At 74.3% G+C, this 26,488-nt stretch carries 23 protein-coding genes; 8 read left to right on the forward strand and 15 right to left on the reverse strand.

The genetic code is table 11. From position 1 onward, the window contains the following. Positions 1–398 precede the first annotated feature (398 nt). From ACFVUY_RS03140 to ACFVUY_RS03165, 6 genes are all read right to left on the reverse strand, one after another. A complete protein-coding gene (locus ACFVUY_RS03140) occupies positions 399–752 on the reverse strand; it encodes an Lsr2 family protein (RefSeq protein WP_387686004.1) in 354 nt (117 codons plus the stop codon). Positions 753–843: 91 nt separating this feature from the next. After that, positions 844–1,380, reverse strand: coding sequence for an amino-acid N-acetyltransferase (locus ACFVUY_RS03145; protein ID WP_359910474.1), 537 nt, complete (start codon positions 1,378–1,380; stop codon positions 844–846). Positions 1,381–1,391: 11 nt separating this feature from the next. Next, positions 1,392–1,829, reverse strand: a complete 438-nt coding sequence (locus ACFVUY_RS03150; protein WP_387686007.1) for a BlaI/MecI/CopY family transcriptional regulator — start codon at positions 1,827–1,829, stop codon at positions 1,392–1,394. A 297-nt stretch (positions 1,830–2,126) separates the two neighbouring features. After that, on the reverse strand, positions 2,127–3,683 hold the full coding sequence (gene lysX, locus ACFVUY_RS03155; protein WP_387686008.1) for a bifunctional lysylphosphatidylglycerol synthetase/lysine--tRNA ligase LysX: 1,557 nt from the start codon (positions 3,681–3,683) through the stop codon (positions 2,127–2,129). A gap of 96 nt (positions 3,684–3,779) precedes the next feature. Further along, complete coding sequence (locus tag ACFVUY_RS03160) at positions 3,780–5,573, reverse strand: hypothetical protein (RefSeq protein ID WP_387726967.1); 1,794 nt, start codon at positions 5,571–5,573, stop codon at positions 3,780–3,782. A gap of 284 nt (positions 5,574–5,857) precedes the next feature. After that, entirely contained in the window at positions 5,858–6,604 is a 747-nt protein-coding gene (locus ACFVUY_RS03165; protein WP_387686012.1) for a hypothetical protein, read from the reverse strand. A 162-nt stretch (positions 6,605–6,766) separates the two neighbouring features. Between ACFVUY_RS03165 and ACFVUY_RS03170 the strand changes: the two genes are divergently transcribed. Both ACFVUY_RS03170 and ACFVUY_RS03175 read left to right on the forward strand, forming a co-directional pair. Next, complete coding sequence (locus ACFVUY_RS03170) at positions 6,767–7,321, forward strand: SigE family RNA polymerase sigma factor (protein WP_387686014.1); 555 nt, start codon at positions 6,767–6,769, stop codon at positions 7,319–7,321. An 85-nt stretch (positions 7,322–7,406) separates the two neighbouring features. Then, complete coding sequence (locus ACFVUY_RS03175) at positions 7,407–8,330, forward strand: hypothetical protein (RefSeq protein WP_387726969.1); 924 nt, start codon at positions 7,407–7,409, stop codon at positions 8,328–8,330. Between the two features lie 7 nt (positions 8,331–8,337). On the opposite strand, the gene ACFVUY_RS03180 is transcribed toward ACFVUY_RS03175, so the two are convergent. From ACFVUY_RS03180 to ACFVUY_RS03215, 8 genes are all read right to left on the reverse strand, one after another. After that, entirely contained in the window at positions 8,338–9,126 is a 789-nt protein-coding gene (locus ACFVUY_RS03180) for a type III pantothenate kinase (RefSeq protein ID WP_387686018.1), read from the reverse strand. A gap of 46 nt (positions 9,127–9,172) precedes the next feature. After that, on the reverse strand, positions 9,173–10,141 hold the full coding sequence (gene nadC / locus ACFVUY_RS03185; protein WP_387686020.1) for a carboxylating nicotinate-nucleotide diphosphorylase: 969 nt from the start codon (positions 10,139–10,141) through the stop codon (positions 9,173–9,175). Positions 10,142–10,145: 4 nt separating this feature from the next. Beyond that, complete coding sequence (locus ACFVUY_RS03190) at positions 10,146–11,816, reverse strand: L-aspartate oxidase (protein WP_387686022.1); 1,671 nt, start codon at positions 11,814–11,816, stop codon at positions 10,146–10,148. Between the two features lie 15 nt (positions 11,817–11,831). Next, a complete protein-coding gene (panD, locus tag ACFVUY_RS03195) occupies positions 11,832–12,281 on the reverse strand; it encodes an aspartate 1-decarboxylase (RefSeq protein WP_387686024.1) in 450 nt (149 codons plus the stop codon). A gap of 95 nt (positions 12,282–12,376) precedes the next feature. After that, on the reverse strand, positions 12,377–13,282 hold the full coding sequence (gene panC / locus ACFVUY_RS03200; protein ID WP_387726971.1) for a pantoate--beta-alanine ligase: 906 nt from the start codon (positions 13,280–13,282) through the stop codon (positions 12,377–12,379). Beyond that, a complete protein-coding gene (locus ACFVUY_RS03205) occupies positions 13,283–14,260 on the reverse strand; it encodes a DUF2520 domain-containing protein (protein ID WP_359910508.1) in 978 nt (325 codons plus the stop codon). It lies immediately after the preceding gene. A gap of 111 nt (positions 14,261–14,371) precedes the next feature. Continuing rightward, entirely contained in the window at positions 14,372–15,061 is a 690-nt protein-coding gene (locus tag ACFVUY_RS03210; protein WP_359910511.1) for a response regulator transcription factor, read from the reverse strand. 87 nt (positions 15,062–15,148) lie between these two features. Beyond that, a complete protein-coding gene (locus tag ACFVUY_RS03215) occupies positions 15,149–16,345 on the reverse strand; it encodes a sensor histidine kinase (protein WP_387686362.1) in 1,197 nt (398 codons plus the stop codon). 165 nt (positions 16,346–16,510) lie between these two features. Here ACFVUY_RS03215 and ACFVUY_RS03220 point away from each other — a divergent pair, with 165 nt between their 5' ends. Together ACFVUY_RS03220 and ACFVUY_RS03225 are read left to right on the forward strand one after the other, a co-directional pair. Further along, entirely contained in the window at positions 16,511–17,527 is a 1,017-nt protein-coding gene (locus ACFVUY_RS03220; RefSeq protein ID WP_387726973.1) for an SAM-dependent methyltransferase, read from the forward strand. Next, positions 17,524–18,693, forward strand: coding sequence for an NADH-quinone oxidoreductase subunit D (locus ACFVUY_RS03225; protein WP_387726975.1), 1,170 nt, complete (start codon positions 17,524–17,526; stop codon positions 18,691–18,693). The genes ACFVUY_RS03220 and ACFVUY_RS03225 overlap by 4 nt, the downstream gene beginning before the upstream one ends. A gap of 55 nt (positions 18,694–18,748) precedes the next feature. On the opposite strand, the gene ACFVUY_RS03230 is transcribed toward ACFVUY_RS03225, so the two are convergent. Continuing rightward, complete coding sequence (locus ACFVUY_RS03230; protein ID WP_387686033.1) at positions 18,749–19,660, reverse strand: hypothetical protein; 912 nt, start codon at positions 19,658–19,660, stop codon at positions 18,749–18,751. A 272-nt stretch (positions 19,661–19,932) separates the two neighbouring features. Between ACFVUY_RS03230 and ACFVUY_RS03235 the strand changes: the two genes are divergently transcribed. The 4 genes from ACFVUY_RS03235 to ACFVUY_RS03250 all read left to right on the forward strand — a co-directional run bounded on the left by ACFVUY_RS03235 (position 19,933) and on the right by ACFVUY_RS03250 (position 26,400). After that, entirely contained in the window at positions 19,933–20,436 is a 504-nt protein-coding gene (locus ACFVUY_RS03235) for a hypothetical protein (RefSeq protein WP_387726977.1), read from the forward strand. A 26-nt stretch (positions 20,437–20,462) separates the two neighbouring features. Further along, entirely contained in the window at positions 20,463–23,204 is a 2,742-nt protein-coding gene (locus tag ACFVUY_RS03240) for a toxin glutamine deamidase domain-containing protein (RefSeq protein ID WP_387726979.1), read from the forward strand. A gap of 673 nt (positions 23,205–23,877) precedes the next feature. Beyond that, positions 23,878–25,188, forward strand: coding sequence for an SUKH-4 family immunity protein (locus tag ACFVUY_RS03245; RefSeq protein ID WP_387726981.1), 1,311 nt, complete (start codon positions 23,878–23,880; stop codon positions 25,186–25,188). Positions 25,189–25,437: 249 nt separating this feature from the next. After that, the gene (locus ACFVUY_RS03250) at positions 25,438–26,400 is read left to right on the forward strand and encodes a Ppx/GppA family phosphatase (RefSeq protein ID WP_387686041.1); all 963 of its coding nucleotides are present in this window, start codon (positions 25,438–25,440) and stop codon (positions 26,398–26,400) included. The last annotated feature ends 88 nt before the right edge of the window (positions 26,401–26,488 follow it).

Here is a 26,488-nt window from a genome sequence, read left to right on the forward strand (position 1 = left end):
CGGAACCGTCGGGCCGGTCGCACATACTGCCCCTGGACGGGCCGAAGAACCCGTCCACCTGCATTCATACCCGGTATCGGGGCGGTTCTCGCGCAGTTTCCGCGGTGGCGGTGTTCGCCTGGCGAGAAGTCGGGCCGTGGTGACGGCGGTTCAACGGCGGCCGGGGCCGGGTACGTCGTCCCGGGTGTCCTCGTTACCGCTTCGCCCTTACAGCGTTGCACAGCCCGTGATTGTTCCGCCGCCCGAGCCCGTGCCCCGCAGGCCCCCGGTGCCGCGGCCCCGCGGGCACGCGCCGCGGGGCGCGGAGGAGACTCCTCCGCGCCCCGTGCGTGTGATGGCGGCGCCGCCTCCGGCCGCCGGGGCCCCGCACCCGCTCCGGCGGGCCTGCGGCGCCGGGATCAGGACGCGTTGGCCTTCTCGTAGGCCTCGCGGACGTTGCTCGGAACGCGGCCGCGGTCGTTGACCTCCAGGCCCTGCTCCTTGGCCCACGCGCGGATCTTGGCGGTGTCCGGGGCGCCGCCGCCGGCCGGCCGCGCCGCGGCGCTGCGGCCCGGGCGACGGGCACCGGCGAGCCGGCCGCTCTGCTTGCGGCCCTTCTCCACGTACGGCGCCAGCAGACCGCGCAGCTTGTCCGCGTTGGCGCTCTTCAGGTCGATCTCGTAGGCAACGCCGTCGAGCGCGAACGTCACCGTCTCGTCCGCCGAACCGCCGTCGAGATCGTCTTCAAGAATGACCTGCACCCTCTGTGCCACGGGCTTCCCTTTCCGCTAAACGACCCATTGCCTAAGGAAAGGAAAGCGCCTTTCTCCGGAAAACACAAACCCTTGACCCGGGTGGACCGGCTCAGAGGTGCAGCAGCATGCGCGAGTTGCCCAGTGTGTTGGGCTTCACCCGCTCCAGGTCGAGGAACTCGGCGACGCCTTCATCGTACGAGCGGAGGAGTTCTTCATAGACATCCGTAGCGATCGCCGCCGGGTCTGTCGTACCATCATCGGTTTCCTGGAGCTCGCCGATCTCGACGAAACCGTGTTTCGCGAAGAACGCGACCTCGAACGTCAAGCAGAAAATCCGACGGACGCCCAGCCAGCGTGCGGTCTGCACCAGCTTCTCCAACAGCAGGTGCCCGATCCCGGTGCCCCGGACGACCGGATCCACCGCGAGCGTGCGGACCTCGGCGAGGTCCTCCCACATCACGTGCAGCGCGCCGCAGGCCACCACGACGCCGTTGTCGTCGCGTTCCGCGACCCAGAACTCCTGGACGGATTCGAACAGTGTGACTGTGGGCTTGTCCAGCAGAATGCCGTCGCGCGAGTAGGTGTCGATGAGCCTGCGCACTGCCCGCACGTCCGTGGTCCGCGCCCGGCGGATGGTGACCTCCATGGTCCCGGACGTTATCGCGCCGCTCCCGGTTCCGTCGCACCGGTATCGGGTCCGTCGTCCGCGGAATCCGCCCCGGTCGGATCGGACGGGAACAGAGCCGCCACCCGCAAGGCGTCCCGGAGCGCTTCGCGTTGCTCGGGGGACATCAGGCCGAAGAAGTGCACCAGGGCCGCCGCCGGATTGTCGCTGGTGGCCCAGGCGTCGTTCATCAGCGCCGCCGTGTACGCCTCGCGCGAGGAGACCGGTTCATATCGATAGGCCCGGCCGACCCGCTCGCGGCGCAGCCAGCCCTTTCTGTGGAGCTTGTCCAGGACGGTCATCACCGTGGTGTACGCGATTTCGCGTTCCGACCGCAGATCCAGGAGAACCTCGCGAACCGTGACCGGTCGGTTCCACTGCCACACCCGGGTCATGATGGCGTTCTCAAGTTCGCCGAGTTGCCGGACCATAGTGCGGCCAGGATAGGGAGTGAATGGGGCAAATCTTGTGAAGTACGCCAAACCGGCGCGCCGCCACCCCCGGGAATCGGGAATGGCGGCGCGCCGGTCGTTCGGGGCGGCTGACGGCGTCGGTCGCGGGTTCCGCCCGCCGGTCCTCGCGGGGCCTGTCGGCCCGCGCGGGATCAGTCGACGTCTTCCTTGGCCCGCTGGGCCCCGCCCTGGCTGCGGACGATGGCCCGCACCAGGAATCCGAAGCCGATCGCCATGACCAGCGGCGGCACGATCGCGCTGACGTAGTCCATCAGGTCACTCCTCCTCGGTCTTCTCCGCCGTCGCGGCGGAAGCCTTCGGCTCCGGCTTCACCAGCGGGAAGAGCACCGTCTCCCGGATGTTCTTGCCGGTCAGCAGCATGATCAGGCGGTCCACGCCGAGGCCGAGGCCACCGGTCGGGGGCATCGCGTACTCCAGGGCGCGCAGGAAGTCCTCGTCCACCTGCATCGCCTCGACGTCGCCGCCGGCCGCCAGCAGCGACTGGGCGGTGAGGCGGGCGCGCTGCTCGACCGGGTCGACCAGCTCGGAGTAGGCGGTGCCGATCTCGGTCCCGAAGATCACCAGGTCCCACTTCTCGGCCACGCCGGGCTGCGAGCGGTGCTGGCGGGTCAGCGGGGAGACCTCGGTCGGGTAGTCCTTGATGAAGGTCGGCCGGACGGCGTTCTCCTCCAGCAGGCGCTCGACCATCTCCAGCACGATCTGGCCGTGGCCCCAGTCCTTCTCGAACGGGATGCCGTGCTCGGTGGCCAGCTTGCGCAGCTCCTCGACGCCGGTCTCCGGGGTGACCTGCACGCCCAGGTGGGCGGAGATGCCCGGGTAGACCGCGACCTCCTCCCACGGCTCGGCCAGGTCGATCTCGTGCTCGACGCCGTGCGCGTCCACGCCCTTGATGACCGTGGTGCCCAGCGCGTCCCGGGCCGCGTTCACGATCGTCTCGCGGATCAGCTCGGCCTGGGTGTCGTAGTCGCCGTACGCCTCGTACGACTCCAGCGAGGTGAACTCCGGGTTGTGGGTGGAGTCCGCGCCCTCGTTGCGGAAGTTGCGGTTGATCTCGAAGACCTTCTCGGCGCCGCCGACCACCAGCCGCTTGAGGTACAGCTCGGGGGCGATGCGCATGTAGAGGTCGATGTCGTACGCGTTGATGTGCGTCTTGAACGGACGGGCGTTGGCGCCGCCGTGCACCGGCTGCAGCATCGGGGTCTCGACCTCGATGTAGCCGCGGTCCTCGTAGGTGCGGCGGATCGAGCGGACGACCTTGCTGCGCAGGTGCAGGATCTCGCGGGCCTCGGGGTTGACGATCAGGTCCACGTAGCGCTGGCGGACCCGGGCCTCCGGGTCGGTCAGGCCCTTGTGCTTGTCCGGCAGCGGACGCAGGCACTTGGCGGTGAGCTCCCAGCGGTCCACCATCACGGACAGCTCGCCGCGCTTGGAAGTGATCACCTCGCCCTCGACGCCGACCTGGTCGCCGAGGTCGATGTCGGTCTTCCAGGCCGCCAGCCGCTCCGGGCCCAGCTTGTCCAGCGAGAACATCACCTGGAGGTCGCCGGTGCCGTCCCGCAGGGTGGCGAAGCAGAGCTTGCCGCCGGTGCGGGAGAGGATCACGCGGCCGGTGACACCGGCCCGTTCGCCGGTCGCGGTGTCCGGCTCCAGGTCCGGGTGCTTGGCACGCAGGTCCGCGATGGTGGTGGTGCGGGGGAATCCGACCGGGTACGGGTCGACGCCGGCCGCCCGGAGCCGGTCCAGCTTCTCGCGCCGGACGCGCATCTGCTCGGGAAGGTCGTCGGTCGCGGGAACAAGGCTCTGATCGCTCACCCCACAAGGGTAGCCAGCCACACACGGTGCTCCGCGCCGGGATTCCCGCGGGGGAGGCCGTGACGGCGGCCTCCCCCGGGGAACGGACCGGTCGGGTCAGCCGTTGCGGCGGGTCCGGAGCCGGCGGGCGGTGACCAGACCGGCGGCGCCGAGCACCACGGCGGCGGCGCTCGTCGCGGCCAGCGGCAGGGCGGCGGAGCTGCCGGTGGCGGCCAGCGGGCCGTCGGAGGCCCGGACGCTCCCGGAGCCGCCGGTGCCGGTGCCGCCGGTACCGCCGGTGCCCGTGCCGGTCTCCCGGACGGGGCTCGCGGAGTCCTTGTCGCTGAGGCCGGCCGGGACGACGGCGGTGGTCGGCGCGGGGGAGGGGTCGGTGACAGGCGCGGTGGTGGGCGTCCCGGTCGGGGTCGGGGCGGGGGTGCCGCCGGTGCCGGGGGTGGTGGCCGGGGTGGCCCGCAGGGCGACCTTCAGCAGGTCGTTGGCGGGGTTGCGGTCCCAGCTCATGACGGCGCTGGGGTGGCCCGGCTCGTAGGAGCTCGCCATGTTCTGCAGCGAGACCGTCGCGGTGAGCTCGTCGGTGCCCGCGGGGACCGAGAGGGTCAGCTTGTGGGAGTTGGTGGCGCCGGCCGGGATGAAGAACCCGCCCAGCCCCTCGCAGTTGAACTTGTTGAGCGGCTTGTCGGACTTCTGGCCGAGGACGTAGTCGTACGGCTGGCAGGTCGACGGCAGGCCGGTGACGGTGACCCCCTCCGGGAACTGCACCTGGAGTTCGGGCGCGCTCTCGCCGCCGCTGCGGTCCATGATCGAGGCCGGGCCGCCGCTGACGGCGCCGAGGGTGAAGGTGCCGGTGGTGCCGGAGGCGTCCGGTGCCCAGGAGCCGTTCACCGCGAAGTCGGCGTAGTTGTCGGCGAGGACCTCCTGCTCGGTGGAGTAGGCGTTCATGTCGAGGCCGTCCGGGATCCCCTCGCCGGAGGTCGGCACCAGCACGGCGGGAGCGCCGGTGCCGCGCTGGAACGACATCCGCCGGCGCAGGTCCGCAGCGCTGCTGCCGCTCGCTCCCTCGTCGGGGAAGACGGCGTAGTCGGCGAAGGCGTAGCGGGCGTCCGCGCCCACGGTGAGGTCGAGGCCGTTCAGCTTGACGGCCTGGCCGGGGGCGATCTCGCCGTCGATGGTGCAGATGCCGTGCACGGTGGGCATCGGGGAACCGAAACCGTGGCCCGCCCAGTCGCCCTTGTCCTTCGCGTACTCGCAGTTGGAGGGCCAGGTGGCCACGTCGAGGCCCGGGGTCAGGTAGACCTCGACGACCGCCCGCCGGGCCGCGACCTCGCCGTGGTTGGCGAAGGCGAGAGTCGACGGGAGCGTGCTGCCGACCTTGACGTCACGCTGCTCCGAGGGCTCCTTGGTGCGGAAGCCGGCACCGCCGATCTCCACCTGGATGTCGGCCTCGGCGGTCTCGGCGCCGGGGGCGCTGAGGGTGGCGTGGACGGTGCCGGTGGAGCCGGGGCGGACGCCCGCGACGGCGCTCAGCCACGGGTGGCTGGTGATGTTGATGTTCTCCAGGTCGAGGCGCCAGATGTCGCAGGTGATCACCTTGCCCGCGGTGGCGCAGCCCGGGACGCTGAGCGTGGCCAGCCCGTCGATGCCGGTGGTGTCGAACGCGAGCTTGGCGCCGGTCACGACGTCGGTGCCGGACCGGCCGATCCGCAGGTGGATGTTCTCGCCGAACTGGGGCTGAGGGGCCGGCTGGGTCGAGATCTGGATCGTGCCGGTCGGGAAGATCCGGAGCTGGGTGCCGGCGGCGTGCGCCGGGACGGCCGCGGTGCCGGCGGCCAGGGCGGCCACGATCGTGGCCGTGCCCGCGCCGAGGATCCGGCGCGTGCGAGTCGAAAGCATGTGAATCCCCCGTGTTGGAGTGGTGAGGCTCCGCACCCTAGGGATTGTTGAACAGTCGTCAACCCGGTTGATCCGTGGCCAATTCGCCCAGGACGGGATCGAACGGCCTGGTCATCGGGGTGAAGGTTATGAAGACGTGATCGACGGCGGCCGGCGGGATCACGGCATTGTCGACACATGGACCGGCCTGCGGGCGATGGAGCGGCCTGCCGGCGGAGGGCCGGCGCACGAACGGAGGGGAGACCGCGGTGGCGGTCTCCCCTCCGTTCGGCGGACGGGCCGGTTCAGCCGGTGCCGGTGGCGAGTTCGACGTCCTCGGTCTCCTCGGGGGACAGGTCGGCGGGCGGGACGGGCCGGGCCGGGGGCTTGGGGCGGCGGCCGAACAGCTCGGCGGGGGTGGGCATCCGGTGCGGACGGGGCGGGGTCTTCGCGGCGGCGGGCTGCTCCGGGCGGGACTCGGTGCTGCTCATGGTGGTCCGTCCTCCTACGGGGGTGGGGTGACTGTGCGGCGGTGCGGCGGGGCTCGGTACGGCCACCAGGTGGCGGGGCTGCCCGGTGTGGAGGGCGAGCCGTTCGCGGACGGCGGCCTCGGCCAGCGCGTGGCAGCGCCCGGCCAGCCGGGAGCGGCGGGCCCGCTCGCCCTGGCCGCAGGGCTGGCGGCTCAGCCCGCGCAGCGCGGTGAGGTCCTCGGGCCCGGGCAGGTACCCGTCGGACACCGCGTCCTCCAGCCGTTCCAGGTAGCCGGGGGCGCTGCCGGGCAGGGCGGAGCGGTAGCGTCCGAGGTCGGCGAGCAGGAAGGCGCGCAGTCGGCCGCCCTCCTGGACGGCCTCGTCGATCGCCTCGGTCAGGCGCAGGGCGTCCTGGACGTCCTCCGCCCAGAGTTCGGCGCCCGGCCCGGCGAGGGCCGGCCGGTCGGGCCGGAGGTGGACGGGGACGGCGGGGTGCAGGGCTTGGGCGAGGGCTCGGCGCAACACGCGGACTTCGTCGGCGCTGAAGGCCATACCGCCGCGCGATCCGTGTGGCGTAGGCATGGGCTGACACTACGTGAGGAATATCCGATTTGTCGGTAACGTCGCGCCGAACCACCCATGTTCGGCCTGGTGAAAAAACCTTTCGTCGCCACCTGTAACGCCATCCGGGGGCCAGCTGGTCATCCAGATGTCAGGGGAGAACGAGCGAGGGGGCCGGGCAGGATGCAACCGGACGGTCAGGGGAAGGCGTCCCGGGGCGGGCGGCGGGACGAGGACTTCCAGGCCTTCGCGGCCGCCCGCGCCAGACCGCTCTACCGGTCGGCCTGCCTGCTCGCCGGCGGGGACACCCACCTCGCCGAGGACCTGGTGCAGGAGGCGTTCGGGCGGATCTACGTCCAGTGGCACCGCACCTTCCCGTTCGGGGCCAAGCGTCGGATCGACAACCCGGCCGGGTACGCGCACACCGTGCTGGTGCGGGTCTTCCTCTCGCACCGCGGCCGCCGCTCCAGCGGCGAGCGGCCGGTCGACGCGGTGCCGGACGGCGAGGCCCCGCAGGGCGACCCGGAACTGCGGCTGGCCCTGGTGGACGCGCTCGGCCGGCTCGCGCCGCGTGACCGCGCGGTGCTGGTCCTGCGCTACTGGGAGGACCGCAGCGTCGAGGAGACCGCGGCGATCCTCCAGCTCACCCCGGGGGCCGTCCGGACCCAGTCCTTCCGGGCGCTCGGCCGGATCCGCACGTTGCTCGGCGGCGGTCTCGACGAGCTGGCCGAGCGCTGAGCCGGCCGGCACGGCACGGCGGCGTCTCCGCACTACTCACGTGCACTACTCACGTCAACTCGATTGGTAGAGAGGTTGGTTCAGCATGTCCGCTGAGCACGACGGGCCCGACGAGCGGTTCGAACAGTCCTTCACCGAGGCCCTCGGCCGGGCGGGCGGGTCCTACGACACCGAGGCCACCCGGCTGGTCGACACCGGCTGGTCGTACGGGCGCCGGCTGCGCCGCAGGCGGCGGATCGGCACCGTGGCGGGCGTCGCCGCGCTGGCCCTGGCCGGGGTGGGCGCGGCCGGGATCGGCAGCCTGCTGCCCGGGCCCGGCCCCGTGACGAGCGGCCCGGCGTCCGCCGGCCCGGCCTCCTCCGGCGCGGCGGTGGGCCCGCCGGTCTCCGGCCCGGAGTTCCAGCGGATGCTCACCGAACTGCTCCCGCCGGGGACGGTGGAGGTGGGCGAGGCGCGGGGGACCGAGAGCGACACCCCGCAGCTGCGGCTGGTGCTGGACGACGGGAACGGCCCGGTCCAGTACCTGTTCTGGATCATGCGCCGGGTCGGCGACACCACCTGCCCGCCCACGACGATCCCGGACGACACCTGCACCGAGGCCGACCTCCCGGGCGGTGAGCACCTGCGCATCTACCAGGCCGGCACGCGCGGCGGCGAGCCGGCCGGCTCCAAGACCTGGTCCGCCAAGCTGTCCGGGACCGGGTACGAGCTGATGCTCCAGGAGTGGAACCGCAAGCCGCTGGATCAGGGCACGCCGATCACCCGTACCGACCCGCCGCTGACGCCGGACGGGCTCGCCGCGGTGGTGAAGGACCCGCGCTGGAAGAAGGTCGTGGCGGCCATCCCGAAGGACCCGCGGGCGGGCAAACCGCTCCCGATCCCGCAGCCGGGCACGACTCTGCTCACCGTCCCGACGCCCGCGCCGACCGGCCTGACCACCCTGCTGCCCTCCGACGCGGTGGCGGGGGCCGCGTCGGCCCTGCCGGGCCTCCCGACCCCCGGCCGCTGAGCGCCGCTCAGCTCGCGGGGCGGTTGCGCTCGTACACCAGGCGCAGGCCGATCAGGGTCAGCCAGGGCTCGTGCACGTCGATGGTGGCGGCCTCGCCGAGGACCAGGGAGGCGAGACCGCCGGTGGCGATCACCTGGACGTCGTCCGGGTCCTTGGAGAGCTCCCGGGCCATCCGCTCGACCAGGCCGTCGACCTGCCCGGCGAAGCCGTAGAGGATGCCGGACTGCATGCCCTCGACGGTGTTCTTGCCGATCACGTTGCGCGGGCGGGCCAGCTCGATCTTGCGCAGCTGGGCGCCGCGGACGCCGAGCGCCTCGACCGAGATCTCGATGCCGGGGGCGATCGCGCCGCCGACGTAGTCGCCGCGCGCGTTGACGGCGTCGAAGGTGGTCGCGGTGCCGAAGTCGACCACGATGCACGGGCCGCCGTACAGGTGGTTGGCGGCCAGCGCGTTGACGATCCGGTCGGCGCCGACCTCCTTGGGGTTGTCCATCAGGACGTGCACCCCGGTCTTCACGCCGGGCTCCACGATCACCGCGGGGACGTCGCCGTAGTAGCGGCGGGTCACCTCGCGGAGCTCGTGGAGCACGGCGGGGACGGACGAGCAGATCGCCAGGCCCTCCACCGCGGCCTCCTTGACCGCGGTGTGGTTGCCCATCAACCCCTGCAGCAGCACCGCCAGTTCATCCGCCGTGCGGCGCGGATCGGTGGAGATCCGCCAGTGTTCCACCACTTCCTCGCCGTCGAACAGGCCGAGCGTGGTCTGGGTGTTGCCGACGTCGATGGTGAGGAGCATGGGCCGCTTTCTGCGAGTCGGGACGGGGCCGAGCGGGTCCGGACGGTCAGGCGCGCAGGTCCAGGCCGATGTCCAGGATCGGCGAGGAGTGGGTGAGCGCGCCCACGGCCAGGTAGTCGACACCAGTCTGGGCGACCTCGCGCGCGCTGGCCAGGGTCAGTCCGCCGGAGGCTTCCAGCTTCGCCCGGCCGGCCACCAGCGCGACGGCCTCCTTCAGCTGCCCGACGGTGAAGTTGTCCAGCAGGATCAGGTCGGCCCCGGCCTCCAGCACCGGCGTGATCTGCTCCAGGGTGTCCACCTCGACCTCGACCGGCAGCTCCGGGTACGCGGCCCGGACGGCCCGGAAGGCCTCGGCCACGCCGCCGGCCGCGACCACGTGGTTGTCCTTCACCAGCGCGGCGTCCGAGAGCGCCATCCGGTGGTTGGCGCCGCCGCCGCAGCGCACCGCGAACTTCTCCAGCGCGCGCAGGCCCGGAGTGGTCTTGCGGGTGTCCCGGACCACCGCGCCGGTGCCCTCCAGGGCGTCCGCCCAGGCGCGGGTCGCGGTGGCGATGCCCGACAGGTGGCAGAGCAGGTTGAGCGCGCTGCGCTCGGCGGTCAGCAGGTCGCGGGTGCGCGAGCGCACCGAGAGCAGCACCTGGCCGGCCTCGACCCGGTCGCCGTCCTCGACGTGCCGCTCGACCTCGAACTCCTCCTCGCAGACCAGCGAGACGACCGCCTCGGCGACCCGCAGACCGGCCACCACGCCGGCCTGGCGGGCGGTGAAGTCGGCGGTGGCGACGGCGTCGGCGGGCACGGTCGCCACCGAGGTGACGTCCTCGCCGCCGGCCAGGTCCTCGGCCAGCGCCAGGGTGGCGATGTCCTCGACCTCGACCGGGTCCAGCCCGGCCTGCTCCAGCAGCTCGGCCAGCTGCGGGTCGAGACCGGTCTCGTAGCCCTCGCCGTCGCCACAGGCGCAGCCGTCGCCGCAGCCGCCCTGGTCGGCCAGGGGGAGTTCCTCGTGGGAGTGGGTCATGGTTCTACTGCTCCTCAGGGGTGCTGACGGGACCGCCGGTGGCGGCGAGGGTGGTGATCAGGTGGCGCCGCCAGTGGGCGTCGTCGCGCTCGGGGAAGTCCTCGCGCCAGTGGCAGCCGCGGGTCTCCTCGCGCTGCGCGGCGGCCGCGACCAGGGCGGTGGCGACCAGCAGCAGGTTGGCGGCCTCCCAGGTCTCCACCCGGGGGTCGGCCGGCTTCTCCTCGGCGACGTGGGCGTAGGCCTGTTCGGCGAGGAGTGCGAGCCCGGCGGCGGTGTCGGCCATCGACGCGGCCGAGCGCAGGATGCCCGCGCCGCGCGACATCAGCCGCTGGATCTCGGCGCGCGCCTCGGACGGGGGCAGTGGGACGGGCTGCGCGGCGCGCGCGGCGGCGACGTCCACCACGCGCTCGGGCAGCTCGCCGGACCGGTCGCGGCCGGCCAGATCGGCGGCGATCCGCTCGGCGAAGACCAGGCCCTCCAGCAGCGAGTTGGACGCCAGCCGGTTGGCGCCGTGCACGCCGGTGCAGGCGACCTCGCCGCACGCGTACAGGCCGGGGACGGTGGTGCGGCCGTGCCGGTCGGTGCGGACGCCGCCGGAGGCGAAGTGCGCGGCCGGGGCGATCGGGATCGGCTCGGTGACCGGGTCGATGCCGTTGGCGCGGCAGAAGGCGAGGATGGTCGGGAAGCGCTGCTCCCACATCTCGGCGCCGAAGTGCCGCCCGTCCAGGAACATGTGCTGGGCGCCCTGCTCCTGCATGCGCCGGGTGATCGCCTTGGCGACGATGTCGCGCGGGGCCAGCTCGGCCAGCTCGTGCTGTCCGACCATGAAGCGGACGCCGTCCGCGTCCACCAGGTGGGCGCCCTCGCCGCGGACCGCCTCGGAGACCAGCGGCTGCTGGCCCTCGGCCTCCGGACCGAGCCAGAGCACGGTGGGGTGGAACTGGACGAACTCCAGGTCGGTGACGGCGGCGCCGGCCCGCAGGGCCAGTGCCACGCCGTCGCCGGTGGAGACCGCCGGGTTGGTGGTGGCGGAGAAGACCTGGCCCATGCCGCCGGTGGCGAGCACCACCGCGCGGGCCCGGACGGCGCCGACGCCGTCGCGCTGGCCCTCGCCCATCACGTGCAGGGTCAGTCCGGCGGCGTGGCCCGCCGCGTCGGTCAGCAGGTCGAGGACGAGCGCGTGCTCGATCAGCTCGATGTCCGGGTCGGTGCGGACGGCGGCGACCAGGGCGCGCGATATCTCGGCGCCGGTCGCGTCCCCGCCCGCGTGGACGATCCGGCGGCGGTGGTGGCCGCCCTCGCGGGTCAGCAGGATCTCGCCGTCCTGGCCCCGGTCGAACAGGGCGCCGGTGGCGATCAGCCGGCGGACGGCGTCCGGGCCCTCGGTGACCAGGGTGCGGACGGCCTCCTCGTCACAGACGCCGGCGCCGGCCACCAGGGTGTCGTCCAGGTGCTGTTCGGGGGTGTCCCCCTCGCCCAGGGCGGCCGCGACGCCGCCCTGGGCCCAGCGGGTGGAGCCCTCGTCCAGCACGGCCTTGGTGACCACCATGGCCCGCAGGCCGGCCTTGCGGACGTTGAGCGCGACGGTGAGGCCGGCGACCCCGGAACCGACCACGACCACGTCGGTGGTGGCGGTCCAGCCGGGGGCCGGGGCGGTGAGGCGGTGCGTGGACATCGGTGGGTGGCTCCTTCAGCGCGAGGCGGCGTCGGCCGCGCCGTTGCCGCCACGGTACGCCGCGTCGCCGCGCAGCAGTCCGGTGCCCTCCTGGGCTTCGGCCGGGTCCCCGCCCAGGCCGGTGATCCGGTTCCGCTCGTCCACGAAGACGACCTTCGGCTCGTAGCCCTTGGCCTCGGCCGTGTCCATCTGCCCGTAGGCGATGAGGATGACCAGGTCGCCCGGGTGGACCAGCCGGGCGGCGGCGCCGTTGATGCCGATCACGCCGGAGCCGCGCGGGCCGGCGATGGTGTACGTCTCCAGCCGGGCGCCGTTGTTGATGTCGACGATGTGGACCAGCTCGCCGGGGAGCAGGTCGGCGGCGTCGAGCAGGTCCTCGTCCACCGTGACGGATCCCACGTAGTGCAGGTCGGCCTGGGTCACGGTGGCCCGGTGGATCTTGGACTTGAGCATGGTGCGGAGCATTGCGGGTCACGCCTCCTGTGAGTGCATGCCGGAAGGGGGGTGGTGCCGGTGGTTCAGCGGTTCAGCGGACGATTCCGTGCTCGACGGTCGTCCGCCTAGCGGCAGATGACGTGGACGTTGTCGATCAGGCGGGTCGCGCCCACCTTCGCGGCGACGGCCAGCACCGCCTCGCCCTGGAAGTCGTCCGCCGCCTCCGAGAAGTCGTGCGGGTCGATCAGGGCGAGGTAGTCCAGGGTGATGCCCTCGGCGCCGTCCAGGGCGGCCGAGGCGGCCTCGCGGACGGCCTTCGGGCCCTGCGCGGCGGCGTCCCGGCCGGCGAACAGGGCCTTGGACAGGGCGAGCGCCTGCGCGCGCTCCTGCTCCGAGAGGTAGCGGTTGCGCGAGGACCGCGCCAGGCCGTCCTCCTCGCGGACGGTCGGCACGCCGACGATCTCCACGTCGAAGTCCAGGTCGGCGACCATCCGCCGGATGATCGCCAGCTGCTGGGCGTCCTTGTCGCCGAAGAAGGCGAAGTCCGGGTCGGTGATGTGCAGCAGCTTGGCGACCACGGTCAGCACGCCGTCGAAGTGGCCGGGCCGGGTGGCGCCCTCGTAGCGCTCGCCCATCGGGCCGGCCGCCATGCGCACCTGCGGCTCGCCGTTCGGGTAGACCTCCTCGACGGACGGCGCGAAGACCACGTCGGCGCCGTTCTCCTCGGCCAGCCGCACGTCCTCGTCGAGGCTGCGCGGGTAGCGCTCCAGGTCCTCGCCGGCGCCGAACTGCAGCGGGTTGACGAAGACCGTCACCGCGACCCGGCCGTCCCGGCCGACCTGCTTGCGGGCGGCCCGGATCAGCGCGGCGTGGCCCTCGTGCAGCGCGCCCATGGTCATCACGACGGCGTTGTCCACCGGCTGCTCGTCCGGCCAGAACGCGGCCTCGAATTCGTCCACGGTGCGGGTCACGACGGCCCGGTGGACCTTGGGCGTCCGCTGGGGCTTGTTCGACTGCTTACCGCGTGCCATCTAGCGCTTCTCCTCGTTCAGTACGTCCAGCAGCGCCGCCGCCGACGTTTCGTCGATCGTCCCGTTGGCGAGCGCCCGCTGCGCGGTGGCGCGGGCCATCGCACGGTAGGCCGCCGGGATGTCCGGGGACACCGTACTGAGCTGCGCCAGGTGGCGCCGCACGGTGCCCGAGTCGCCCCGGGCGACCGGGCCGGTGAGGGCCGCGTCGCCGGAGCGCAGGCTGTTGTCCAGGGCGGCGCCGAGCAGCGGGCCGAGCATCCGGCCGGGCTCGGCGACACCGGCCGTGCGCAGCAGGTCCATCGCCTGCGCGACCAGGGTGACCAGGTGGTTCGCACCGTGGGCGAGGGCGGTGTGGTAGAGCGGGCGGACCTCCTCGGGCACCCACTCGGGCTCGCCGCCCATCTCCACCACCAGCGCCTCGGCGACCGGCCGCAGCTCCTCGGGGGCGGTCACCCCGAACGGGCAGCCGGCCAGCCGGGCCAGGTCCACCGAGGTGCCGCTGAAGGTCATTGCCGGGTGCAGGGCCAGCGGCAGCGCCCCGGCCCGGGTGGCGGGCTCCAGGACGGCGACGCCGTGCGCGCCGGAGGTGTGCACGAGCAGCTGTCCGGGGCGGACCGCGCCGGTGGCGGCCAGCCCGGTCACCAGATCGGCCAGCGCGTCGTCCGGCACGGTCAGCAGCACCAGGTCGGCGGCGGCCAGCACCTGCGGCGGGGTGACGATCCGCACGCCCGGCAGCAGCGCCTCGGCGCGGCGGCGGGAGGTGGCGGACACCCCGGAGGCGGCGACCACGGTGTGCCCGGCGAGCTGCAGCGCCGCGCCCAGCGCGGGCCCGACCCGGCCGGTGCCGACCACGCCGACGGCCAGCCGGGCCGGGCGGTTGCCGGGGTCGCCGGGAGCACCGAAGACCTGGTCGCCGAGACCGTCGGCGAGCGGGGCGAACTCGCCGGAGTCGGCGAAGCCGGACGGATTCACGTCCACCCTTGTCCTGCCTTGTCCTGAATGACCGTTCCAGTCCACTCGACGGGTACCGGACGTACCGCCCCAGTCTACGGGCGCGCCCGAACGCCGGAGCGGATACGCCTCGGCGGCTCAGTCGGTGGCCCCGGCCCGGATCAGCCCGGCCTCGTACGCCAGCACCACGGCCTGGACCCGGTCGCGCAGGCCCAGCTTGGCCAGGATCCGGCCGACATGGGTCTTCACGGTCGCCTCGGAGAGCACCAGCCGGGCCGCGATCTCGCCGTTCGACAGCCCCTGGGCGACCAGCAGGAACACCTCCCGCTCGCGCTCGGTCAGCGGGCCGAGGACGTCCGAGCCGGGCGCGCTCTGCGGAGTGGGCAGCACCTCGGCGAAGCGGTCGATCATCCGGCGGGTGGTGGTCGGGGCGACCACCGCGTCCCCGCCGTGCACCGCGCGGATCGCGGCCACCAGCTCGGTCGGCGGGACGTCCTTGAGCAGGAAGCCGCTGGCGCCGGCCTTGAGCGCGGCGAAGGCGTACTCGTCCAGGTCGAAGGTGGTGAGGATGAGCACGTGCGGGGCGTTCGGCAGCGGGCTGCCGTCCTCGGCCAGGCAGATCCGGCGGGTCGCCTGCACGCCGTCCAGCCGCGGCATGCGGACGTCCATCAGGATCACGTCCACCTCGGTGCGCCGCAGCTGCTCCAGGGCCTGCGCGCCGTCGCCCGCCTCGGCGGCGATCTCGATGTCGCCCTGCGACTGGAGGATCATCCGGAAGCCGGTGCGCAGCAGTTCCTGGTCGTCGACGAGCATCACGCGGATGGTCAAGGTGGGACTCCTTGGGGGGATGGACGGCGGACGGGGGATGAGGACCGGACGGGGGCTGGGGGCTGGGGGCGGGGCTGGACGGAGGGGCTAGTGGGCCGTCCTGAGCGGCAGGACGGCGCGGATCCGGAAGCCGCCGCCGGGGCGGGGGCCCACGTCGAGGCTGCCGCTGACCATGCCGACGCGCTCGCGCATGCCGATCAGGCCGTGGCCGAGACCGTCCACGCCGCCGGCGACCAGCTGCTCGTGGGTGCTGCCGCGCCCGTCGTCCTCCACCAGGACGGCCAGTTCGCGCTCGCCGAAGTCGACCGCGACCCGGGCGTGGACATCGGGGCCGCCGTGCTTGCGGACGTTGGTGAGCGCCTCCTGGACGATCCGGTAGACGGTCAGCTCGACGCCGCGCGGCAGCTCGCGCGGCTGCCCGGAGGTGGCGTAGTCCACGTCGAGTCCGGCCGTGCGGACCTGCTCCAGCAGCTCCGGCAGCTCCTCGACGCCCGGCTGCGGCACGTACTCCTCGGCCTTGGTGTCGGAGGTGCGCAGCACGCCCAGCAGACGGCGCATCTCGACCAGTGCCTGGCGGCCGGTGGAGGCGATCGTGCCGAGCGCCTCCTTCGCCTGCTGCGGGGAGTTGTCCAGGACGTACGCGGCGCCGTCGGCCTGGACGATCATCACCGAGACGTTGTGCGCGACCACGTCGTGCAGTTCGCGGGCGATCCGGGCCCGCTCGGCGGCGACCGCCACCTTGGACTGGGCGTCCCGCTCGCGCTCCAGCCGGGCGGCGCGGTCCTCCAGCTCGGTCAGGTAGGCGCGGCGCACCCTGGTCAGCCGGCCCCAGGCCCAGCAGAGGATGAACGGCGTGCTCATCAGCAGCGTGATCAGCGCCGCCTCGCCGAAGGTGTACGGGCGGGTGTGCGCGTCGCCCGCCCGGTCGAAGACCGTCTTCACCGGCTTCATCTGCCAGAACACCAGCGGCCCGGCGGCCAGGCCGGCCACCAGGGCCAGCCGGGAGGTCCACTTCTGGCCGAAGGCGGCGCCGGTGTAGGCGAAGACCAGGTAGGCGATCGAGGAGCCGCCCGGCGACACGTTCGCGACCACCTGGCCGACCCCGATGCCCGCGGCGGCGGCCACCGTGAAGTCGGGGTAGCGCCGCCGGAAGACCATCAGCAGCGGCAGCAGCACCGCGACCAGGATCGAGGCGTCGAAGCGCCAGCCCTCGTCGAGGGAGGCGTCGTTCGGCAGCAGGCCGAAGAACAGCACAATCGACGCCCAGGCGGCGTCGACCACCATGGGGTGACGGCGGAGCCAGGCGTTGAGTCGATGCACGTGTCCAGCGTAGGCAGTCGCCCGGTGTGCCCAGGTCCGCCGGTAGGGCGATCCGTCCTACTCCGTAGGTCGGAGAAGCACCTGATCCGATGGGGAGGGGCGGTCCGGCGCCGGGTAGCGTCCCACCCCATGACTTGGATGCGGTGGGCGCCCGCCATGGAACAGGCCCTGTACGACCCCGGGCGGGGCTTCTACCGCAGGCCGGAGGGCCCCGCCGGGCACTTCCGCACCTCCGTGCACGCCTCGCCGAGGTTCGCCCGTGCGGTGGCCCGGCTGCTGCTGGAGGTTGACGCGGCCCTCGGTCGTCCGGAGGAGCTGGCCCTGGTCGACCTGGGGGCCGGGCGGGGCGAACTGCTCACCGGCGTCCTGGCCGAGCTGCCCGCGCAGGTGCTGGCGCGGCTGCGCCCGTACGGCGTGGAGATCGCCGACCGCCCGGCCGGACTGCCGTCCACAGTCCTGTGGACGGACGAGCCGCCGCGCGGGGTGACCGGGCTGCTGTTCGCCAACGAGTGGCTGGACAACGTCCCGCTGGACGCCGGCGAGGTCGACGAGGACGGGGTGCTGCGCTACGTCGAGGTGGACACCGCGACCGGGGAGCAGCGGCTCGGCGAGCCGGTGTCGGAGGCCGACGCGGCCTGGGCCGCCCGCTGGTGGCCGGTCGCGGAGCCCGGCGAGGTGGTGGAGTTCGGCGGCCCCCGGGACGCCGCCTGGGCCCGGGCCGTGGCCGGGCTGGAGCGCGGCCTGGCCGTCGCCGTCGACTACGGGCACACCGCCGGGCGGCGGCCGCCGTTCGGCACGTACGCCGGCTTCCGCGACGGCCGGGAGGTGGCCCCGGTGCCGGACGGCTCCTGCGACGTCACCGCGCACGTCGCGCTGGACGCCGTCGCCGCGCCCGCTCTCCACAGCCTGTGGACAACCCAGCGGGAGGCCCTGCGCGCGCTCGGCGTGAGCGGCGGGCGCCCGGCGCTCGCGCTGGCCACCAGCGACCCGGCCGGCTACCTGCGGGCGCTGAGCGGGGCGGGGGAAGGGGCCGAACTGACCGACCCGGGCGGGCTGGGCGGGTTCGGGTGGCTGGTACAGGCCGTCCGGATGTCGGAACCTGAGAGCCTGGCGCCCCTGCCGGGATGGCAGACTCTGGGGGCATGAGGGAGACCACGGTCGGCATCGGGGCGGGAGCCGAGAACTTCACCGGCGCGGCGGGCACCACCGACATGGTGCTCAACATCGGCCCGCAGCACCCGGCCACCCACGGCGTGCTGCGGCTTCGGATGCTGCTCGACGGCGAGCGCATCGTGAGCGCCGAGCCGGTGATCGGCTACATGCACCGGGGCGCCGAGAAGCTGTTCGAGGCCCGGGACTACCGGCAGATCATCATGCTGGCCAACCGGCACGACTGGCTCTCCGCCTTCTCCAACGAACTCGGCGTCGTCATGGCCGTCGAGCGGATGCTCGGCATGGAGGTCCCCGAGCGGGCGGTGTGGATCCGCACCCTGCTCGCCGAACTCAACCGGGTGCTCAACCACCTGATGTTCCTCGGCTCGTACCCGCTGGAACTCGGCGGGATCACCCCGGTCTTCCACGCCTTCAACGGCCGCGAGGACCTCCAGCACGTGCTGGAGGAGGCCTCCGGCGGCCGGATGCACTACATGTTCAACCGGGTCGGCGGCCTCAAGGAGGACCTGCCGGCCGGCTGGCTCGGCCGGGTCCGCACCGCCGTCGCCACCGTGCGCTCGCAGCTGCCGGCCTTCGAGGACCTCGTCCTCGGCAACGAGATCTTCCGCGCCCGCACCGCCGGCGTCGGCATCCTCACCCGGGCACAGGCCGAGGCCTACGGCGTCAGCGGCCCGATCGCCCGGGCCAGCGGCCTCGACCTCGACCTGCGCCGCGACGAGCCGTACCTCGCGTACGGCTCCGAGGAACTGCGACAGGTGCTCACCGTGGTCACCCGCGAGGAGGGCGACTGCCTGGCCCGCTTCGAGTGCCTGCTGGAGCAGACCCTCAACTCGCTGGACCTCGCCGACGCCTGCCTCGACAAGCTCGCCACGCTGCCGCCCGGTCCGGTCAACCAGCGGCTGCCCAAGGTGCTCAAGGCGCCCGAGGGCAGCACCTACGCGTGGACCGAGAACCCGCTCGGGATCAACGGCTACTACCTGGTCTCGCGCGGCGACAAGACGCCGTGGCGGCTCAAGCTGCGCTCGGCGTCCTTCAACAACGTCCAGGTGCTGACCGAACTGCTGCCGGGGACGCTGGTCGCGGACATGGTGGCGATCCTGGGGTCGATGTTCTTCGTGGTCGGCGACATCGACAAGTAGGGCGGTGCCGGGGAGTGGCCGGTACCGGGGGGCCGGTGCCGACCGGTGGGGCCGGTCAGTCCTTCGCCGGTCGGTCCTTCTTGGACTTCCTGACCGGGTCCGCCGGGTGCGGGGCCACCCTGCGGTCGCCCTTGGTGGCGATCCGCTCCTCGCACAGCCGGGCCAGCACCTCGTACCCCTTCCGTCCCATCAGCTCGGTGAGCTCGGGGCGGTAGCTGACGTACACCGCCTCCGCGCCCTGGTGCGCCGCCGGGGCACCGGTGCACCACCAGTGCAGGTCGTGGCCGCCCGGGCCCCAGCCGCGGCGGTCGTACTCGCCGATCGTGACCTGGAGGTAGCGACTGTCGTCGGGGCGGTCGATCCAGTCGTAGGTGCGGCGGACCGGCAGCTGCCAGCAGACGTCCGGCTTGGTCTCCAGCGGCTCGCGGCCCTCCTTGAGCGCGAGCGCGTGCAGCGCGCAGCCGGCCCCGCCCGCGAAGTCCGGGCTGTTCACGAAGATGCAGGCGCCGTCGACCCGGCGGGTCTGGCGGTCGCCGTCCTCGTCCAGCATGGTGATGCCGCCGTCGGACGTGATCCGGCCCTCGGCGTCGGTGCCCTCGGCGAAGTTCTCCCACAGCTCGGGGGTCAGCCGGGCCGCGTGCCCCAGGACGCGCTTCTCGTCGTCCTCGTCCGAGTAGTGCGCGCCGAGCGTGCAGCAGCCGTCCGACTCGCCGCGGCCCTCGCGGATGCCGTGGCAGCCCTGGCCGAAGACGCAGGACCAGCGGGAGGTCAGCCAGGTGAGGTCGCAGCGGAAGACCTGCTCCTCGTCGGCGGGGTCGGCGAACTCGACCCAGGCGCGGGGGAAGTCGAGCGGGACCTCGTCGCGCGGGATCTCGCGCCGCAGCGTCGGCATCGCGAGATCGACGGGGGCGGGGGCGGCCTCGGGCTTCGCCTTGGACTTCTTCTTGGACGTTTCTGCTGGTGCCACCCGGCAAGGGTAGAGCTTTCGGCGGCGGGAGCGCGGTGGCGGGACCGGTGACGGGGGCCCGAAGCGGGGCCGGAGCGGGGCCGAAACGAGGTCGAGGCGGGGCCGAAACGGGCCCGAAGCGGGGCCGGAGCGGCGGGACCGAGCGGCGTGAAGGCGGGGTGAAGAGCTCCGGCGGGCCCTGCGGGCGGGGCCGGAGGCGGGCCTACGATGGCGGCCGGTCCGCCACGGGCCGCTACCGGGCCGCCACCGGCCCGTGACGGGGAGGTACGGGGATGGCAGGCGGCAGCACCGGGGCGTCCGGCCGCGCGGGCGGGGAGTTCGTCCTCAAGCCGTGGGAACTGCACGGCGAGGGACGGGAGTTCGAGAAGCTCGGCGGCGAGCTGGCGAAAGCCGTCACCGCCCTGGAGCAGGGCCTCGCCGCGCTCGGCGCGCCCTGGGGGACGGACCGGCCGGGCAGCGGCTTCGCCGCCGTGTACGGGCAGGCGCGCGGTGAACTCGTGGGCGGGCTGAGCGGATTGGCCGAGAGGGTGACCGGGGTCGGGGCCGGGCTGCACACCATGGCCGCGCGGACGGCCGACGCGGACAGCTCGGCGGCGAGCGGGTTCGGGGCTACGGCGGTGCCGGGTGCGGCAGGTTCGGCGGTGCCGGGGGCGGCGGCAGGTGCGGCGGTTCCAGGGGTGCCGGGGGCCTCGCCGGTGGTGCCCGCGGTGTACTCCACGGCGCCGGGGGCAACCCCGGGGGCGGCTCCCGCCGTCCCCAAGGACATGTCGGTCTGACGGACCCGGCTCGAAGGGGGAAGCGCGTGTCCCGGAAACTGCCCGAGGAACTGGTCCCGGTGCTGGCCCGGACCGGCCAGCAGTGGCCGCAGGCCGACGAGGAGGGCCTGCGCAGGGCCGCCGGGGTCTGGCGCGAGTTCGGCAAGGAGGCCGACCGGCTCACCCGCCGCTGCGGCGAGTCCGTCCGGCGGGTCACCGCCGACAACTCCGGCCACGCGGTCGAGGCCTTCGGCACGTACTGGCAGAGCTTCAGCGCCGGCGGCAAGGGCCACCTGGACGACGCGCACAGCGCGGTCGGGCTGGTCGCCGGGGCCTTCGACACCGCCGCGCGCGCCGTGGACACCTGCAAGGCCGAGATCGTCGCAACCCTGCAGCAGCTCGCCGCCGACCTCCGGCAGGCCGAGGAGCAGGCGGCCAAGGCCAAGCAGACGGCCGCCGAGGTCGCCGAGGTCGCCGCGGCGGCAGGCGATGACCCGGCGCGGAGCGGGGTGGTCGGCGGACTGGAGAAGGCCGTCGGCGGCTTCGCGTCCAAGCTGAGGAACACCGCCACCGAGCAGGTCGCGGCGGGCGTGGCGGCCGTCGCCGTCGAGGCCGCCGGGCTGAAGATCGGCGGACTGCTCGCCGAACTCGGCCGCGCCATGAAGGACGCCCTGTCCGGCGTGCTCAAGGAACCGGCCGCCGTCGCCCTGCTGAAGCTCGGCACCGCGCAGGGGACGGGGATCACCGCCGCCTCGTACCGCGGCGGCGCGTTCGACCCGCTCGCCGCCGGGCTGCCCGCCGCCCTCGGCGAACCGGGTGTGCTCGGCGCGGACGGCTCCGGACTGGTCCTGCTCGCCGGGAAGGACGGCAAGCCGCTGGTCGGCGTGCCCGGGCTGACGGTCAAGGTGGACGAGCACGGCACGCCCGTCCTCGGCCAGGACGGGCAGCCGGTCATCCTCCGCGCCGACGGCACACCGGTGGCCGACGCCACCGGGCTGCTGGTCGTCCCCGGGCCGGACGGCAAGCCGGTGGTCGGGGTGGCGGACCTCGCGGTCCGGCTCGACGAGCACGGGCAGCCGGTGCTCACCGACGAGAACGGCAAGGCGGTCCGCGGGGTGCCGCTCGCCGGGCTGACGCCGGGGGCGGACGGGCCGGGGGGACCGGATGGGCCAGGTGGGCCAAGAGGTGACAAGCCCGGCGGGCCGTCGGATCCGAGGACGCCGGGCGTGGTGACGGTGGCCTCGGCCGCGGTGGCGGAGCCGGGGGCGGTCGTCGGCGGGCCGGACGTGGCGGTCGCGGCGAACGTGACGGCCGGGGCGTCCGCGGGGGCGCCTGCGGGCGGGGCCGGGGGCGGGTACGCCGCCGCCGGGGGCCCGCCGGGGCAGCACCGGGCGACGGGGAGCGGGGGCGGTGACTGGTCGCCACCGGCGCCGTCGGCGCCGTCCGCGGTCGCGCCGGTCCGGCAGGGCGGCGGGCCGGCGGTCCGGGCGGACGGGGACTACCCGCTCCAGGCGCCCGCGGCCCCCGCGCACGGCGGTGGCGGTGGCGGTGGCGGTGCGGGTGGTGCGGGTGGTGGTGGCGGAGGTGGGCCGGTGACCGTACGGACGGACTCGGTGAGTGCGCCGACCGCGCCCGTCACCGCGCCGTCCGCCGGTGGCCCCGCGTCCGGCTCGGCGCCGGACGCTCCGCCGCCGGTCCGTCCGGTCGCAGTGCCCGGGCAGTTCGGGACGCCGGTGTACGGCGGGTACCAGCCGGCCGGACCGGCCGGGCCTGTCGGCACCGTCGGGCCCGGGCCGCTGGCGGGCGCCGCCGGCGGGCCCGTGAACGTGGCGGCGCCGTTCGGCAGCGGTGTCGGGGCGGGCGGCGGGCCGGCCGTCGGCGGGCCGCAGCCCGGCGCGCCGGTGGCCCGGACCCCGGCCGGTGCGGCACCGTACCCGGTCGTCGGACCACCGCCCGTCCACGCCGCGCCGCCGGCCCCGGCTGCACCCCCGATCGTCGGGACCACCCCGGTGGTCGGCCGGCCCGAAACCCACCCGGTGGAGGCCCGGAGGCGGGAGAACGCGGCGGGACTCGCCGACCAGACCCTCGCCTGGGGCGCGGTCCCGGTTGCGACCGCCCACGCGATGGCCCTCCAACTCGCCCTGCGCGCACGGCGCGGAGCCCGGCCGGACGACCCGGCGGTCCGGCCGCGCAGCATCGCCGACAGCCGTCCGTACGGCCTGCCGGGCGGGCTCGCGCCGGTCGACCCGCAGCACCAGGCCGAACTCGAACGCCGCGCGCCCCGGGACGAGGACGGCCTGCCCGTCCGTCATCCCGACCCGGCGGCCGGCGGCTGGGCGGAGGCCGTCAACGACGGCGGCTACCGCGAACCGGGCCGGGCCAACAACAGTCTGGAGATCGCCCTCTCGGCGGTCGAGTGCCACACCGGCCGCCCGACCTGCGCGGCCCCGCGCATCCCCACCGACGGCGACGCCGGCGAACGCGGCGGCCGGGACCGCGCCGAACGTGAACTCGGCGCCCCCTTCCGGGACCTGGGCGACGGCGGCCGGGCCTTCGACCGCCTCGCCGAGGGCCTCCGCCGCGCCGGCCACGGCTCCCAGGCGCTACTCCTCACCCTCGACGCCTACGGCCGCCCGCACGCCTGGAACGCCGTCAACCACCAGGACACCGTCACCTACCTCGACCACCAGCTCGCCCGCCGGGCCCCCACCCCCCTCCACCCCGCCACCCACGGCCTCTGGGCCATCGCCCTCACCCCCGAAGGCCGCCCCCTCACCCCCACCCCCTGACCCCCAGGGCGCAGGAAGTCGACCAGGCCGACTTCCTGTGCGGCCCGCCACGCTGCCCCTCAGCGGTGGAATGCGCGGTTGCGGAGGGGTCCGCGTGGGAAGTCGGTCCCGCCGACTTCCTGTGCGGCGGGCCGCGGTGGTTTTTCTGGGCGGTGGCGCGCGGGGCAGTGGAAGGGGCCTGCGCGAGAAGTCGGCCCGGCCGACTTCCTGTGCGCATTCGGGGCGGCTGAGTTCGGGTCTGGCAGAAATATGTAGACCGACCGACATATTCACCAGGGTGATGCGCGGGAAGTCGGCTGGGTCGACTTTTCGCGTTCGCGTGCTGGGGTGTGGGGGAGTGGCAGGGGCCCGGGCAGTTCGCCAGGGTGGCGCTGGAAGGGGAGGGGGTGCGTGAGAAGTCGGCCGGGCCGACTTCTCACGCGGATCCGGTCCGGGCGGGCTTGGGTCTGCGCGTGAATATGTAGACCGGACGTCATATTCCTTCTTCCGGGTCCGGCTGCGGGGCGGCAGGGGATGTGGACGCCCGCGTGGGAAGTCGGCGGGGCCGACTTCTCGTGCATGAGGCATGAGGGGGGTGCGCCTCCGGTGCTTGGTGCGGGCGTGGGGCGCGGGCGTAGGGTCGCGGGTCGGGCCGGGATGGGCGGCGGGGAGTGGACGGGACGGGGGTGGCCGGGTGATTTCGCGGGCGCAGGCGGTGGAGGCGGGGCACCGGTGGGTCAACGGGGATCTGCCGCAGGGTGCCGGGGCGGTGCGGCGGGTGTGCACCCACGAGTTCGAGCTCGGCTGGGTGGTGTGGGCGGAGCCCGCACGGGTGGTGGTCGACCCGCGGACGGGGGAGCGGCGGGCGCCCGAGGAGGTGGGGGCAGCCTGTGCCGTGGTGGACCGGGAGAGCGGACGGTTCACGGTGTGGCCCTCGGTGCCGGTGGACGAAGTGGTCGGGCTGTACCGGGACTTCGTGGGCGCCGGCGGCTACGATCCGACCCTCCCGCCGGTGACCGGCCGGGGTGCCCGGGCCGAGCTGACCTACCGGGACGACACGGGTGAGGAACGGTCGCTGGCCCTGCGCTCCGCGGCGGGCCTGCCGCACCCGGCACTGCGCGGCTGGTGGTGGCTGCGCGAGCAGGGTGTGGCGGCCGAGGACGTGCTCGCCGTCCGGACCGACCTGCGGATGAGCGCCCTGCCCGGCGGCTACTGGTCGTACGCGCTGAGCGCCGAACTGCCCCGTGCCCGGATCGACTTCGAGCTCCCGTACGGCCCGCGCTTCGACCACCGGGCCGCCGCCGTACGGGCGCTGCCCGCGTCGCCGGACGGTCCGGCCCGCAACCGGGTGCCCTTCCCCCGCGCACCGGGCAGGGCACACCCGGAGGGCGAGGCGGCCGACGAGTCCGACACCGCGCTCGCCGCCCGGCTCGCGGAGCGGTTCGGCCTGGCGGGCGTCCAGCGCTTCGAGCCGGCGGACGTCGCCCGCGCCGAACTGCCCGGGGACGCGGCCGCGCTGCTGCTGGCGGTGGGCGTCCCGGTGGCGGTGCCCGGGTTCTTCGCGCTGCACCACCCGGGCACGGAGGCGATCGCCGACGGCACCCGCCAGGGCACCGTCCTGCCCCAGCTCGCCGCGCAGCTGGCCGAGTCCGGGCGCGGCACCAGGGCGGCCGAGCGGGAGCGCCTGGCGCTCGCCGGGCAGTTGGTGCTGGGGACGGACGGCTGGGCGCTGCTGGCCCTCGGCCCGGTGGACGGCGCCGTCCGGGCGGTGGACCCGGACTACGCGACCGTCCGTCACTGCAATGCGAGCCTGCGCGCCTTCGTCCGCTGCCTGGAGGTGTTCGCCGGCTGGTGGCCCGCTCTGCGCGGGCTCGACCCGGTGGCCGCGGGCGGGGCGGTGGACGCCCTGCAACGTGCGCTGGCGGAGGTGGACGGCACGGTGTTCGCCGACCCGGAGAACTGGTGGGCCGTCATCGTGGAGCAGCTGTGGGACGGCTTGTTGTGACGGTCGGCCGCCACAACGGGCTGCGCCCGTGCCGTCACCGTCGCCCACCCACACCGTCGTCGCCGTCGCCCACCCTGCCGTCACCCCGCCCGCCCGCGCGGCCACTGAGTGCCCGGGCGGTCCGGGTGGTCCGGGCGCGGACGACCCGGGCGGCCGGATCGCCGTCGGCCCCGCCGCCCGGTCCCGGACCAGCGCGAATACCGTCGCACCCCCTCTCACCAGGGTCCGCATCGCGTAGCGTGGAGAGTTATGCGACTCGGTGTGCTCGACGTAGGTTCCAACACGGTCCACTTCCTCGTGGTGGACGCCCATCCGGGCGCTGCCCCGCTGCCGGCCTACTCGCACAAGGCCGAGCTGCGCCTGGCCGAGCTCCTGGACGCGGACGGTTCGATCAGCGCGGCCGGCGTCGAGCGGCTGGTCGGCCATGTCGCGTCCTCGCTGCGGGTCGCCGAGGACAAGGGCGTCGTCGACATCCTCCCGTTCGCCACCTCCGCCGTGCGCGAGGCGGCGAACGGCGAGGAGGTGCTGCGCCGGGTGGCCGCCGAGACCGGCGTCGAGCTGCGCGTGCTCTCCGGACAGGACGAGGCCCGGCTCACCTTCCTGGCCGTCCGCCGCTGGTTCGGCTGGTCCTCGGGCCGGCTGCTCAACCTGGACATCGGTGGCGGCTCGCTGGAGATCGCCTGCGGCCTGGACGAGCAGCCGGACGTCGCCTGCTCGCTGCCGCTGGGCGCCGGCCGGCTGACCGCCCGCTGGCTGCCGGGCGACGTCGCCGACCCGGAGGTGCTGCGCGAGCTGAGACGACACATCCGGGCCGAGCTGGCCGCTGTGGTCGGCGAGATCAACCGTCTCGGCCCGCCGCGGCACGCGGTCGCCACCTCCAAGACCTTCAAGCAGCTGGCCCGGATGACGGGCGCCGCCCCCGCCGACGCGGGCCCGTACACCGACCGCCGGCTCACCCGCAGCGGGCTGGCCTCCTGGCTGCCCCGGCTGTCCGCGATGACCGTCGCCGAGCGCGCCCGGATCCCCGGCGTCTCCGAGGGCCGGGCCAAGCAACTGCTGGCGGGGGCGCTGGTCGCCGACGCCGCGATGGACCTGTTCGGCCTGCAGGAGCTGGACGTCTGTCCGTGGGCGCTGCGCGAGGGCATCATCCTGCGCCGCCTGGACGCCATGGACAGCCCGGCCGACCGCCGCCGCCCGGCGCTCACCCCGTAGCCCGGCCGCGCCTGGGCGCCGGTCGACCCACCGGCCGACCGCCGACCGACCGCGCCCGGGCGACGTGCCGGGTCAACGTGCCGGGTCA

This window comes from Kitasatospora sp. NPDC058063, assembly GCF_042885395.1.
Lineage (GTDB): Bacteria > Actinomycetota > Actinomycetes > Streptomycetales > Streptomycetaceae > Kitasatospora > Kitasatospora lactacystinica.

Excerpts from the sequence above, each read along its gene's own strand:
- ACFVUY_RS03145 (WP_359910474.1), bottom strand. The coding sequence starts at position 1,380 with ATGGAGGTCACCATCCGCCGGGCGCGGACCACGGACGTGCGGGCAGTG.
- ACFVUY_RS03150 (WP_387686007.1), bottom strand. The coding sequence starts at position 1,829 with ATGGTCCGGCAACTCGGCGAACTTGAGAACGCCATCATGACCCGGGTG.
- ACFVUY_RS03160 (WP_387726967.1), bottom strand. The coding sequence starts at position 5,573 with ATGCTTTCGACTCGCACGCGCCGGATCCTCGGCGCGGGCACGGCCACG.
- ACFVUY_RS03165 (WP_387686012.1), bottom strand. The coding sequence starts at position 6,604 with ATGCCTACGCCACACGGATCGCGCGGCGGTATGGCCTTCAGCGCCGAC.
- ACFVUY_RS03170 (WP_387686014.1), top strand. The coding sequence starts at position 6,767 with ATGCAACCGGACGGTCAGGGGAAGGCGTCCCGGGGCGGGCGGCGGGAC.
- ACFVUY_RS03175 (WP_387726969.1), top strand. The coding sequence starts at position 7,407 with ATGTCCGCTGAGCACGACGGGCCCGACGAGCGGTTCGAACAGTCCTTC.
- ACFVUY_RS03180 (WP_387686018.1), bottom strand. The coding sequence starts at position 9,126 with ATGCTCCTCACCATCGACGTCGGCAACACCCAGACCACGCTCGGCCTG.
- nadC (WP_387686020.1), bottom strand. The coding sequence starts at position 10,141 with ATGACCCACTCCCACGAGGAACTCCCCCTGGCCGACCAGGGCGGCTGC.
- ACFVUY_RS03190 (WP_387686022.1), bottom strand. The coding sequence starts at position 11,816 with ATGTCCACGCACCGCCTCACCGCCCCGGCCCCCGGCTGGACCGCCACC.
- panD (WP_387686024.1), bottom strand. The coding sequence starts at position 12,281 with ATGCTCCGCACCATGCTCAAGTCCAAGATCCACCGGGCCACCGTGACC.
- panC (WP_387726971.1), bottom strand. The coding sequence starts at position 13,282 with ATGGCACGCGGTAAGCAGTCGAACAAGCCCCAGCGGACGCCCAAGGTC.
- ACFVUY_RS03215 (WP_387686362.1), bottom strand. The coding sequence starts at position 16,345 with ATGGTGGTCGACGCCGCCTGGGCGTCGATTGTGCTGTTCTTCGGCCTG.
- ACFVUY_RS03220 (WP_387726973.1), top strand. The coding sequence starts at position 16,511 with ATGACTTGGATGCGGTGGGCGCCCGCCATGGAACAGGCCCTGTACGAC.
- ACFVUY_RS03225 (WP_387726975.1), top strand. The coding sequence starts at position 17,524 with ATGAGGGAGACCACGGTCGGCATCGGGGCGGGAGCCGAGAACTTCACC.
- ACFVUY_RS03235 (WP_387726977.1), top strand. The coding sequence starts at position 19,933 with ATGGCAGGCGGCAGCACCGGGGCGTCCGGCCGCGCGGGCGGGGAGTTC.
- ACFVUY_RS03250 (WP_387686041.1), top strand. The coding sequence starts at position 25,438 with ATGCGACTCGGTGTGCTCGACGTAGGTTCCAACACGGTCCACTTCCTC.